Origin of the sequence: Neobacillus sp. 19, assembly GCF_049463095.1 — a bacterium.
GTDB lineage: Bacteria > Bacillota > Bacilli > Bacillales > Cytobacillaceae > Neobacillus.
In genome coordinates this window covers 36,366-49,598 of sequence record NZ_JBMPZU010000033.1, presented here as the reverse complement: position 1 = coordinate 49,598, position 13,233 = coordinate 36,366, and the positions used below count along the sequence as shown (strand labels likewise).

The following is a 13,233-nucleotide window of genomic DNA, read 5'->3' as shown; positions in this document are numbered from 1 at the left end:
ATAGAATAATAGTGTATTTTTAAGCTAAAACCTCTTTAATTTTCTCAATAGCCCAATCGATTTCTTCTTTTGTAATAATGAGCGGCGGTGCAAAGCGAATGACAGTTTCATGTGTTTCTTTGCATAATAACCCTTTATCCTTTAACTGCTCACAATAGACCCTAGCTTCCTCTGTTAGCTCAACACCAATAAACAAGCCTCTGCCCCTAATTTCTTTAATGATAGGATTGTCGATAGCTTTTAATTGTTCAAGGAAGTAGTTTCCTAATTCAAGCGAGCGTTCAGCTAGTTTTTCTTCTTCAATTACTTCAAGTGCTGCAATAGAAACGGCACAAGCAAGTGGATTTCCGCCAAACGTCGATCCATGTGAGCCAGGGTTGAATACGCCTAAAATATCGGCATTCGCCACTACGCATGAAATCGGGAACACGCCGCCGCCGAGGGCTTTTCCTAAAATCAGCATATCAGGATTGATTCCTTCCCACTCATAAGCGAACATTTTACCCGTACGCGCTAGTCCTGCTTGAATTTCATCAGCTATGAACAGGACATTGTTTTCTTTACATAAATCAAAGGCTGCTTTAATAAATCCTGCCGGTGGAATAATGATCCCCGCTTCTCCTTGGATAGGCTCGATTAAAAACGCAGCGGTATTTGGTGTAATCGCTGCTTTTAACGCCTCAATGTCACCGTAAGGGATTAAATTGATTCCGGGCAGCATCGGACCAAAGCCGCGCTTATATTCCGGATCAGACGATAAGGAGACAGCTCCCATTGTCCGGCCATGGAAGTTGCCGATACAGGCAATAATTTCTGCTTGGTTTTCACCAATCCCCTTCACATCATATCCCCAGCGGCGCGCAGCCTTAAGGGCGGTTTCGACAGCCTCTGCCCCTGTATTCATCGGGAGAGCCATGTTTTTATTTGTTAATTGACAAACCTTTTCATACCATAGACCAAGCTGGTCGTTATGGAAGGCCCTAGAAGTAAGTGTTACTTTATCGGCTTGATCCTTTAAGGCTTGAATGATTTTTGGATGACGGTGCCCTTGGTTAACGGCTGAATAGGCACTAAGCATATCCATGTAGCGATTCCCTTCTGGACTTTCTACCCATACTCCCTCTGCTTTTGAAATAACGATTGGCAGCGGATGATAGTTATTCGCACCAAATTTTTCTGTCTGTTCAATAATTTCAGTTGTCTTTGCTGTTGTCTTAGTCACTATGTTTGCTCCCTTCATTGTTTATCCTGAAAGTGGGAGCTTCAGGAAGAAGTCCCCTTTCGGGCAAATAAATTATTATAAAGTTTCAGATGTTGTTTTTGCTTGCATATGAAGCAGTAAATAATCAGGGCCGCCTGCTTTAGAGTCTGTTCCTGACATATTAAAGCCGCCGAATGGCTGATAACCGACAATCGCACCGGTGCAGACGCGGTTAAAATACAGGTTTCCGACATGGAATTCTTCCCGTGCCCGTTCAATATGTTCACGATTATTAGAAATAAGCGCACCAGTTAAACCATAATCGGTATTATTGGCAATCTCCATCATATGGTCAAAATCACGTGCTTTACAGAATGCCACGACCGGTCCGAAAATTTCCTCCTGCATCAGGCGTGATTTTTCATCTAGGTCAGCGAAAATCGTTGGCTGGATGAAGTAGCCCTTCGTATCATCGCCTTCACCGCCAGTCATCAATTTGCCTTCTTGCTTGCCAACTTCAATATAATTCATGATTTTCTTAAATGACTTGTCATCAATAACAGGTCCCATGTAGTTTTCAAGATCTTCCGGGTTTCCAATAGTCAGTGTTTTCGTTAAGGCAACCGCTTTTTCAAGCACTTCGTCGTACACATCTTGATGAACTACCGCACGAGAGCCCGCAGAACACTTTTGCCCTGAAAAACCGAATGCAGAATAGACAATGCTTGCTGCAGCTAATTCTAAATCAGCATTGCTGTCGACTACGACCGTATCCTTACCGCCCATTTCTGCAATAACTCGCTTAATCCAAATTTGCCCCGGGTGAACCTTTGCTGCACGTTCATTAATGCGGCAGCCAACCTCACGGGAACCTGTAAAGGATACGAAACGTGTTTTTGGATGGTCCACTAGGTAATCACCAATTTCTGCACCGCTTCCAGGTACAAAGTTAAGCACCCCTTGAGGCAGTCCCGCTTCAGTCATTAGCTCTACGAATTTGGCTGCAACGACAGGTGTGGAGTTGGCAGGTTTCAAAAGGACTGTGTTCCCGGAAACAATCGCCGCAACCGTTGTTCCAGCCATTATCGCTAATGGGAAGTTAAACGGTGAAATAATAATGCCGACTCCAAGTGGAATGTAATGGAATTGGTTAAACTCGCCATCACGGCTGTTTACCGGGAAGCCTTCTTTAATCCGCAGCATTTGTCTTCCGTAATACTCAAGGAAATCGATTGCCTCTGCTGTGTCGGCATCGGCTTCCCTCCATGGCTTTCCTGCTTCCTTCACAAGGTACGCAGAAAATTCATGTTTACGGCGTCTCATGATTGCAGCAGCGCGAAAAATGATATTCGCGCGGTGTTCCGGCTTCCACTTTTTCCAAGATTCAAAGGTTGTTAAGGCTGACTGCATCGCTTGTTCCGCTAATTCTTGGTCTGCCATTGAAACCCGGCCGATGACTTCGTCTTTATTTGCTGGATTAATAGAGATGATTTTTTTATCCGTTGTAATCGGTTCCCCGCCAATAACGACTGGGTAATCCTTTCCTAATTGGGATTGTACATAGGTTAAAGCCTCTTGAAATGCTCGGCTTTCTTTCTCATCTGCAAAATTAGTAAATGGTTCATGGGTGTACGGTTTCATGTTAAACCTCCTTGATTATTGGTCACTTATTTTTAATGCAATTATCGTGCCAACTTTCCGCTGCTTTGTTTACAAGGTTCGTATACAATCGGTGCAAAATAATTTTGCGCAAAAAGTTTTATTCATAAAAATACGCAAAGGATTTTTGCATTAATAACTTATTAATGTTTAAATCGTTTCATATAATATTAGAAAAAGAATAAAACCGGCGTGCATTCTTATGTTTCCTTTTCTCACACCATTGTGTGGTAAAATCTACTATAGAATCTTAAAAAAGCAGGTGTTAAAAGTTGACTGTACCAAAAAAAGTATCGCTATATTTTGTCCGGCATGGGGAAACTCATTTTAATGTAGAAAGAAGGATGCAAGGATTTTGTGATTCCCCCCTTACAGAAAGGGGTATTGCACAGGCCAAAGCTGTAGGAAGAGGTTTGGCGGATATTGAATTCGAAGCGGCATATGCCAGTGAGAGTCAGAGAGTAGTAGATACTGCAAATCATGCAATCAGTAATAGGCAAATCCCCCTATCAATCGATGAACGGCTTAAAGAAATGAACTTCGGTGTCCTAGAATCCCTATTATTCACTGATATCTCCAAACAATATGGAAATATCCTAGAAACCTTATTTAGTCTTAAAGATTTACATTTATCTGCGCCTGAAGGTGAATCCTATGTTCAGCTTTATTTGAGGACAAATGAAGCAATTGAAGAGATAATTAAAAATCATGAAAGAGAAGGCGGAAATATTCTCGTATTCTCACATGGAATAACGATCGGTAACTACTTAATGCAATTAATGAAATCGAACAATTATCTGCACCCTGATAATTGCAGCGTTTCCATTGTCAGCTACATGGGCGGCGATTTCCAAGTTGAGCGTTTGGCAGATACCTCTTTTAGAGAGAGATTTGTAAATAACTAGCGAACAGCGCCTGTCCCTATAATTACATCAATTATAGGACAGGCGCTTTTTAATGGATTTTCACTTAGGAGGGGCGTGCAAAGCCAATAATCCTATCGGAACCGTCCCCTAGCCTCCTGAATATGATGCAGTAATGAAACTGCCTAGGGGGTGTTCAAATGATTATTCATGTGGTTAGTGCTGGTGAGACACTTTGGCAGATTGCGAACCGGTATGCTGTGAATATGAATTCCATTGCTCAATTAAATGGGCTGCCCGACCCAAATAAATTATTGGTTGGACAGTCCCTGGTTATTCCTAAACCAGGGACCTCACACACCGTTAAATATGGGGATACTTTATGGTCTATTGCTCAGCAATATGGCATGACGATTCAGTCGATTGTCCAGGCGAACCAACTTACAAACCCGAATGTTTTATATCCAGGCACCAAGTTATTTATTCCACCCATAACACATGTTGTCCAGTCCGGGGAAACATTAGCGCAAATCGCGAGACGGTATGGTACTACTGTTCAGGCCCTTATACGTGAAAATCAAATTGAAAATCCAAACTTGATTTACCCTGGAATGCGCTTAGTTATTCCACGAGCGAAACCAACGATCGAGGTAAATGCTTATACGTATCAATCGAACGAAGCAACTGTCGAAACTCTGAATGAAATTGGTCAGCTCCTTACTTATTTTAGCCCATTTGCCTATATGATTATGGAAGATGGTTCGCTGCAACCGATGAATGATAAAGTGATGGTGGATGCAGCCATTTCGAAAAATATTGTCCCCATGCTATCGATCACCAACTTTACTTCCACACAAGCTGGGTCAAACTTAGCACATATTGTGTTGTCTAATCCAAGTTTAAGAGAAAAGGTCATAACGAACGCGATTCAAGTGATGGATGCCAAAGGCTATAAAGCGTTAAACATTGATTTCGAAAATGTATTACCGGCTGATCGCGAGAATTATAATCTATTCCTGCAATTGGCTGTTGACCGTCTCCATCCTAAAGGATATTTAGTATCAACTGCACTTGCACCAAAGGCGAGTGCAACCCAAGCCGGTCTGTTGTATGAAGCGCACGATTATGAGGCACACGGAAGAATTGCCGATTTTGTCGTACTGATGACGTATGAATGGGGATACCGGCTGGGACCTCCGCAAGCCATCTCCCCTATTAACCAAATGCGAAAAGTGGTGGAGTATGCCCTCTCGGTGATGCCGGCAGAAAAGATCTTTTTAGGCTTCCAAATTTATGCCCGCGATTGGCTGCTTCCGCATGTTAAGGGCCAAGAAGCTGAGACATTTAGCCCTCAAGAAGCAATAAGGAGAGCCGTTAAATACGGGGCTTCCATTCAATATGATACAACAGCGCAGTCACCATTTTTCCGCTATGTAGATGAACAAGGCCGGGGACATGAAGTATGGTTTGAAGATGCCAGGAGTGCTCAAGCTAAGTTCGACATGGTCAAACAATATAATCTCCGTGGTGTCAGTTACTGGGCACTAGGTTATCCCTATCCGCAAAACTGGGCTTTGTTGAATGACAATTTTACGATAAAAAAATCAGCACGGTAAAAGTTAGAAACACACTCGATCTCACATCTGGTTTGAGAGTGTGTTTTTTAAATTTGAAATACCTTCATTTTCAGCAAAACGTCCGCGATCTCTTCAACTGTAAAGCCTTCTAATCCTGAACTTCGTTTCATATGTTAAAGCAGATCGTCCATGGGAGACTGAACATTTAATCAGGCTGTTTTCGTAAACATTATTGTTATTATTCAAATTTAAACTCATAAATGTTTTGTTTTCGATATAAATTTACACTTCAACCATTACATTTCATCATTTATTTGACGACCTAACCAGTCTATGGGCGAATTATGGTATACAATGAGCGAATTTCCAGTTTCAATGGGCGAATTTCGATGTTTAATGAGCGAATTTTGCCCTACAATGAGCGAATCCAAGAAGGAACAATTCCTAAGAAAAGAGCCTTTAATTAAAAACATTCATGTATAATAATGGATATAACATGTGATATATATCAAAGGATATCATCGTAAAGAGGACAAACTGGCACCTAAGTCTAGCTCAAAAAAGACTATATATGGGTAAAAAAAAGGAGGTTCGAGATGAAAGACAAAATCGTCATCATAACAGGGGCAAATTCGGGAATTGGGAAAGCAGCAGCATTAAAATTTGCGACCGAAGGATATCGTGTGATCATGGCTTGCCGCAATATGAGGATTAGTGAAGCCGTACAACAAGAAATCATTGAAACGACAAAAAATATCAATGTAGATCTTATGGAGCTTGATGTTTCTTCTTTTGCTTCAATTCGTACATTTTGCGCAGCTTTTAATGCAAAATATCCGTGCTTGGACATTCTGATCAATAATGCCGCCTACTTAAACCATGGTGAAAAGGAGTACAAACTTAGCCCCGAGCATATCGAATTATCTTTCGCCACGAATACATTCGGTCCTTTTTTGATGACTCGTTTATTGGCTGATCACCTGGCAAAATCACAAGATCCAAGAGTGCTCAATGCTTGTACAACAAACATCAAAAATTTCTTCGACCCTAAAAGAAAAATCGAGTTTGATAATTTGCAAGGAGAAATGCGCGGCACTCGGCCTTATAGCACGTATAAGATGTATGGAGACTCCAAAATGGCGCTATTGATGTTAACCTTCAAAATGGCAGAAGAATTTAAAAGCATGGGGATTAAAGTCAATGCCCTTCAAATTAACCGCGTAAAACTATCAAAAGAGACGATTAAAAAAATGCATTCCTTTTGGAAGGTGTTTGCATGGGCACAAAATCTCACTAATCCTTTACCATCAGGTATGGCCGATACCTACTTTCACATTTGCACCTCAGATGAATTTAAGAATGTTACCGGTCAACTGATCAATCATAAGAGAGAAATTGTTCAACCATCAACAACCGAAAAGGGTTTTACCCAATTAAAGAATATATTCGGTTCAAGCAGCTATCCCAGCTACGCCACAAATCCTCAAAATATTGAACAAATATGGAGCTTGAGCACCACGCTCACCGAAGAGTAGTTTGCATTTTTCATTGCAAAGCAGAGGAAATGTCTGAAGTAGTATAGATTGTGAGGTCGGCGGAAAGAATGGTAACACCGACCTCGTAATCTAGAAAAAAACGCTTATTGAATGCACGTTTATGTCGGAATGACTATCTCCAGCTTCCCTTCGTGACTTATGATTTCAATCACCTTGTCTGCAAATAGATAAGGCGTATCATATCGGTCCTGCTTTTTCAAATCTAGATAACTATTATTAGCAGTTAGAACAGGAAAGACAGCATTGGTCTTCTTAAACATATTTTGATAAACTTCTATTTCTGCCATCAAGATAATTTGTTTATTAGAGATGGCAAAAAAGAGCTTCCCGACTTCCCTCTCCTCATCCATGATGGGAATTTGCTGCAGAATGGAAATTAGGCAGGTGACAAAATCATTCAGCTGCTCATTTGTCAGCCCTGCTAACTGCCATTCCTCTAATGCTTTGTTGATGCCGCTTTTCAATTCCTTGAAGGAAAAAACATCTTCTATTCTTAGAGCTGTTTTCGTCTTTCCGAGGTTCTCAAACTTTTTTCTCGTCTCAAATAGGTAGTCTGTGATAAATCCTGTATACTGTTCACGCTGCACAATAAAATCTGTAACCTCATTAATACAACGAATCTCTTTGCTCCGATTACGGATTAATTGTAAAAACGGATAGATATCCTTCTCATCAAACCTATGATCCACCAACTTACTATAATAATAGTTCAATAATGATTGTTCTTTCGTATCCATTCGTCTCTCCTAGAAGTAGTATTCCTATCTTTCCTATTGTACAACTTATTAGATGAAATCACACTGCTTCTCACATGGTAACAGGAATAGTTTAATTATATATGTTTATGCAACTAATCCTTTTTCTTTTTAGGTACTTGGGTACCTGGTTCTGCTTTATCCCCGGCAGCCTCTAATACAGTGAGAGTGCCAAATTGGTTGGTTTCCACTGAAACCTTTCGTTCACTGTAAACAGCGCCAGGTATCAGTTCCCATTCTTTTACTTGTTCATTAAAATAAAATACCTTCAAATTTTTTGTATCTTTTACTTTTCTGTTATCAAGAGTAAATGTTAACATAATGGATTCTTCAAATTGCTGAATTTCCTTACCGTCAATTAAAATTGTAAAGTCGTAAGTTGGGCTTTTCGCTTTGTTAATATCTTTCAAACGGTCTATGATCAACTCAAAACTTTCCTCAGAGACAATGGAAGATGGGATTAATAGATTGACCTCATCATTCATAACATTTAAAGGAATTCCATTATCCTTCGAAAGCTGTGCTTGTTCTTTTGTTAATGATATTTTTGCAGAATGTTCATTTCCAAGATCGATTGAAAGGATAAGTTTAGTTTTAGCAGCACTGAGATCCTTACTTGCAGTATCTAATTCAGATTGAGTAGCTTGGGTGTTGTTGTACACTTCCTTTGCCTTTTCATAAGCTGTTTTATAGATACTATAGGACTCCTTTGTAAACAGAGATTCATCCAGCTCTTCTGATAATAATCCTTTTAAAACGGAACGATTAGGTAACAAATCTTTATTAGTTGAAGTATTCAACTCATAAATAACTGGTTGAACATTTCCCCAGGTTAATTTAATTTCAAAAATATGATCATAGGTTGGATTATAGAATGTATTTAAACTTTTATTCAGGACCCCTAGCTCAACCCATTCATCTTTACCAACCCTGGCGCTTACTGCAGCTTTTGAAATGGCATTTGCACCTTGCACAATTGTAATCAATGCTACATCTGTTTTTTCAGAAAGACGGTACGTTAATGACCCATTTGTTTTACCAGTCATATTTGGTCTAAATGCTGTTGTCAAATCACCGTCTAATAAACGTTTAGGACTAAACCCTTCTTCCTCAATTGGATCTGCAATATAGGTTGGATTGTTCTCCGTTTTAACATATTCGCCGCCATTAATGACGAATTCATTAATATGAGCAAATCTTGTTAAATAGTTTGCTGTAAAGAGGATTCTAATATATTTAGCCTTAATGCCGCCTATATTATCATTACCATAATAATAGTTTCCCGGGTTAGCAGAATCATGTGTGTAGCCATCTGCAATCATATCTGCGTAATCAGCTTTACCACCTGCAAGATTGTCCACACCATCGCCTAAAGTAATAACATCTGTCCAATTTTCATTGTCCATCGACAATTGGACTTTGGCGTCTCGGATATAGTTAATGTTATTTTCTTCGTTATAAACACGTAAGCTATTAAAAATTCTAGGCTCACCAACTGAATAAGTGATCGACTGTCCTTTTCTCTGATAATCCGTAAAAATAGCTTTCGTGTCAAACTTTTTATCAAAAGGAGCTAGCAGTGTGCCCGCATTTCTTGAATCAGTACTGCCATAGGAAGAAGAAATCCCCATATCTGTTCCGACAAAACTTGGGCCATAGATTTCCTTAGATGAAACGCTAAATTTATTCAGGTCGAATGTGATATTCTCATCCGTGTTGTTAAGTAATCTTACATAGCGGGCAATGGTTCCCTCATTAGGAGTTTTCCATTCTACCTTATTCACAGAGGCCTGTAAGGTTAATTTATCACTTGTTGTATTTACCGTTACACTATCTAGTTCTTTGATGCGCTCTAATTTTACACCCACGTATTCTTTTGGTTTCAGTGTAATATTTGTCGTCTCAGCTAAGCTTGTACTTTCTAATGTATGCTGGGCTGCAATATTTTTATAATTGTCGTTATTTGTATACGTATATTCGGTAGACGTTTTTGCTACATCAACACGAATTTCACTAAACTTGATCCAAACGTTGACATTTTTAAGGTTTTTCAGACGGACATATCTTGCTTTAATACCTGTTAAGTCTTCCTCAACCTTATCCATGCCTGAAGCCTTACCTGTATATTTCTTGACTAATGTATAATTCACATTATCATTTGAATATTCTAACTGATACTCTGTCCACTTGTCACCAGTATCCCTACCTACAGCAAAGTAAACCCTACCTATATCAGTGACCTTTTGTAAATCTACCCCAATATAATCTCCAGCAACAGACGTATCTTTAATCGTTCCTGAAGGGTTATACCAGATATGAGTATTGTCATTCCCATCAAATAAATTTTCTGCGCTTCCTTGATACACTTTAAAGTGTGCAGGAACCATCAACTGATATTGTGGTGTTTCATTTTCTACTGCGGTCTCGTTAACAACGATATCTTTAATACCCAACCATGTATTTGTACGATCCTTCGTTGCGATTAAACGAATACCTCTTGCTTTTAGATTTAAATTCTCTAACACTACTTTGCTGACATGACCATATAGAGCATCTTCGATATCAATCCAATTTTCTCCATCAACAGTGTATTGAGCCTTACTTTCTGTAAAGGTATCATTGGCATTGCCAGCTTGTCCTAATTCAAAGCGCACTGTATTAAGAGTAAGAGGTTTTTCGTAAATTACTCCAATATACGTACCTATTGAAATGGAGTTAGGATTTTTAAAGATCACTTCGGTACCCAATTTGTTATCTAACAGATTCTCCAAGCTACCAGTAGGAGTATCTGTCCGATTAGTAATAATTCTAGCTGAATTGCTATCAGGATTTACAATCGATTGAACCTTAATCGATACATCATTTAGTATTGTTTTGATAAATGGAACGATATGCTGTACGCCTACTTCAGCATATTCATAATGGTCAATATATCGGAAAGGATGATTCTTTGAAGCATCGAAAGAAGCTTGACCTTGACTGTAGTTTTCCCATACAGCAGACGCATTGCCTTGTTCATGAGCAATTTCAGCATTTAACAAGAAAATAGCTGCATTCGCCGTATCCACAGCACTATCTAACCAATAAATAATCTGATCTCTTGTTCTTTCATTACCAGGGTTAGCTTTATAAGTTTCCGCAGCTTCACGAATAACTTCGAATTCTGCAATTAACGCTTGTGCTTTATCCGTAATTTTTCCTTTACCTAAGGCGGCTTTAAACTCATTTAACTTTGGAGCCAATTCCACTGATTCTTCTAATTTAGCTACACGGGTATCCATATTTTGATTGATCATATGCTTGGACAACTCTCTTAGAGCATTGGAAGCAGGAGTTTCATTAATGTTTAGGTGATCCATGTAAGCAAATGAGTCATTCCAGTTTTTCTTTGCTTGATCAACATTATCCCAAATATTCCAAGCATAATCGGCATTAGCAAAAATAGCTGATTTACTTGCTTCTGATTGTTGCATTGGATTTAACACAATACCTTCTATATTTGCAGGATTAACATTAGGCTGCAGGAATGTTTCATTTCCACCCATGATTAAGTGTTTTTTAGAGTTATCCGTACAAGGCCAGTTAATCCATAAGTAGGGTCCTCTTCCAGCATTATTCGTAAATGTCTGAGTAAAGTTATTTGAAACCTCTCCCCAAACCTTACCACCTGTTTGAATAATACTAACAGACTTCGGTAATTGTTTTAACGATTGGATTTGTGCACTACTGCCATTTCCCATATAATCATTTGGACAGAAAATCATATCTGTTACCAAACCAGGATACTTTGTTTGTTGCTCAACTAACCAATTGGTCAAGTCGTTCATCAATCTCACATAGGTTTGTGCCCCTTGTGGAGGAACTCCTGCATCATCAGCCAGAATACCAAATTTCCGAACTCCTGCATCAAGTAATTGGGTAAACTTCGCTTTAATCACATTTAAGTCTGCTTGATAATTTTCTTCGGTATTAAAACGAATAGCATTATTCATAAATGGATGAAGTGTATATACGAATCTAGTTTTACTAGCATTACCCGCTTCAGCCAGTTTGCTAATTTTCTCAAGTTCTTCTGTTGTATATAATTCTCTCCATTTGCCATTATGTTTTGGATCATCTTTAGGAGCATAGATATAAGAATTCATTTTGAATTCTCCGCCAAAGGTCATTAATTCGGCGCGATCTTCATTTGACCATGGTTCTCCATAATACCCTTCAATGAACCCTCTGCCTTTAACATCCGCATAATCTTTAATGGTTAATGCTTGAATGGTACGATCTTTCATCTGTTTGAAAATATGTTTTACAGTTGTTACACCATAAAAAGCAGAATCGACATCTTTTCCCAGTACAGCAATAACATTATTATCGACAGAAACAATATTCGCATCTAGCTTTTCAAAAATTGCTGCATCATTTAATTGGTGTGTTTCGAAATACTGATCTACATATTCTTTTGACTGATAGACACCAACTAAAAAATTCGTTTTATCTGCAACGATTTCATTCGATACTGTAAATTTTATATTTTTACTCGCAACTATTTCTTCTACTCTTTTTTTTGTATAAGAATCAATATTTGATTCAAATACAATATTAATCGTATTACTTATATCAAATTGTCCACCTTGATAGTGAATTTCGTGAGGATTGGGATAAATTTGATATTTCACTGTTTCTGAAGCAGCTTGAACTGGTGCTATAAATCCACTTATGCCACTAAATAATACAGCAAAAATGATAGTTAGATTTAACAAAAAACCTTTTTTCAAAAACTCCCCCTACTTTCTTTAATGAATATAGTTCTTTACCACTAATACCAACCTAAAACCTGTGCAATATAAGTTTTATCACCCCCTAAAAATGAGAAGTTTATTTTTTTAAGGATTAGAAGCTTTATGAAAAGCAAAAGGGCACGGAAAACAAAACCAAGAAATTCTCCGAGAATTCCTAAGCTTTGCTTTCCATGCCCAGTATGAACCAGTCGCATGAAACCCAATATATAACCAGATTATAAAACGTTTACAATAGTAAGTCAATTAACTTTCACATTTTTCAGTTTTTTAAAGGACATATAAATCCTGAATACAATAGGTGTTGCGCCTAGAAAAAATAGAAGGCTTGACGCCTTCCATTTTCCTTTCCTTTATTCTTCTCCAAAAACCTCGTTCCAGTCATTCCGCTTCGCAAGCATTTCTCTTGCCAGCTCTTTTGCCCCTTCAAGGCTATGGCTTGCCGCCCACCCGCATTGCACTTCATTGCAAGCAGGAACTTCTTCAGCTGCCAGTACATCATTTAATGTTTTTTCTAGCACATCCAAAATTTCATCATAGTTATCATGATTAATGACCGTTAAGTAAAAACCTGTTTGGCAGCCCATTGGACTTACATCTACCACATGAGCAGAATAATTACGAATATTTTCAGCCATTAAGTGTTCAAGCGAATGAACTGCCGGCATTTCCATATGCTCTTTGTTTGGCTGCTTAAAACGAAGGTCGTATTTGTGAATGACATCCCCGTTTTGTCCATTTTTAACCCCTGCTAAGCGTACAAACGGTGCTTTTACTTTTGTATGATCTAAATTAAAACTTTCCACGTTCAATTGCTTTACCATAAGAT

General features: G+C 38.7%; 8 protein-coding genes. 3 read left to right on the top strand and 5 right to left on the bottom strand.

Annotated features, from left to right (window positions below; translation table 11 throughout):
- Nucleotides 1–19: 19 nt before the first annotated feature.
- A complete protein-coding gene (locus ACO1D1_RS10900; RefSeq protein ID WP_411675473.1) occupies nucleotides 20–1,222 on the bottom strand; it encodes an ornithine--oxo-acid transaminase in 1,203 nt (400 codons plus the stop codon).
- Between the two features lie 75 nt (nucleotides 1,223–1,297).
- Nucleotides 1,298–2,842, bottom strand: a complete 1,545-nt coding sequence (gene pruA / locus ACO1D1_RS10895) for an L-glutamate gamma-semialdehyde dehydrogenase (RefSeq protein WP_423335946.1) — start codon at nucleotides 2,840–2,842, stop codon at nucleotides 1,298–1,300.
- Between the two features lie 290 nt (nucleotides 2,843–3,132).
- Here pruA and ACO1D1_RS10890 point away from each other — a divergent pair, with 290 nt between their 5' ends.
- The 3 genes from ACO1D1_RS10890 (at nucleotide 3,133) to ACO1D1_RS10880 (ending at nucleotide 6,835) form a co-directional block, all read left to right on the top strand.
- Nucleotides 3,133–3,765: a histidine phosphatase family protein gene (locus ACO1D1_RS10890; RefSeq protein WP_149868628.1), complete on the top strand. Its 633-nt coding sequence runs from the start codon at nucleotides 3,133–3,135 to the stop codon at nucleotides 3,763–3,765.
- 158 nt (nucleotides 3,766–3,923) lie between these two features.
- Nucleotides 3,924–5,339, top strand: a complete 1,416-nt coding sequence (locus tag ACO1D1_RS10885) for a LysM peptidoglycan-binding domain-containing protein (RefSeq protein WP_149868627.1) — start codon at nucleotides 3,924–3,926, stop codon at nucleotides 5,337–5,339.
- A 557-nt stretch (nucleotides 5,340–5,896) separates the two neighbouring features.
- A complete protein-coding gene (locus tag ACO1D1_RS10880) occupies nucleotides 5,897–6,835 on the top strand; it encodes an SDR family NAD(P)-dependent oxidoreductase (protein WP_423335945.1) in 939 nt (312 codons plus the stop codon).
- A gap of 119 nt (nucleotides 6,836–6,954) precedes the next feature.
- Here ACO1D1_RS10880 and ACO1D1_RS10875 read toward each other — a convergent pair whose 3' ends face one another.
- From ACO1D1_RS10875 to ACO1D1_RS10865, 3 genes are all read right to left on the bottom strand, one after another.
- Entirely contained in the window at nucleotides 6,955–7,593 is a 639-nt protein-coding gene (locus tag ACO1D1_RS10875; protein WP_423335944.1) for a hypothetical protein, read from the bottom strand.
- 113 nt (nucleotides 7,594–7,706) lie between these two features.
- On the bottom strand, nucleotides 7,707–12,383 hold the full coding sequence (locus ACO1D1_RS10870) for a beta-N-acetylglucosaminidase domain-containing protein (protein ID WP_423335943.1): 4,677 nt from the start codon (nucleotides 12,381–12,383) through the stop codon (nucleotides 7,707–7,709).
- 374 nt (nucleotides 12,384–12,757) lie between these two features.
- Nucleotides 12,758–13,228, bottom strand: a complete 471-nt coding sequence (locus tag ACO1D1_RS10865) for an S-ribosylhomocysteine lyase (RefSeq protein ID WP_149868623.1) — start codon at nucleotides 13,226–13,228, stop codon at nucleotides 12,758–12,760.
- Nucleotides 13,229–13,233: the final 5 nt, after the last annotated feature.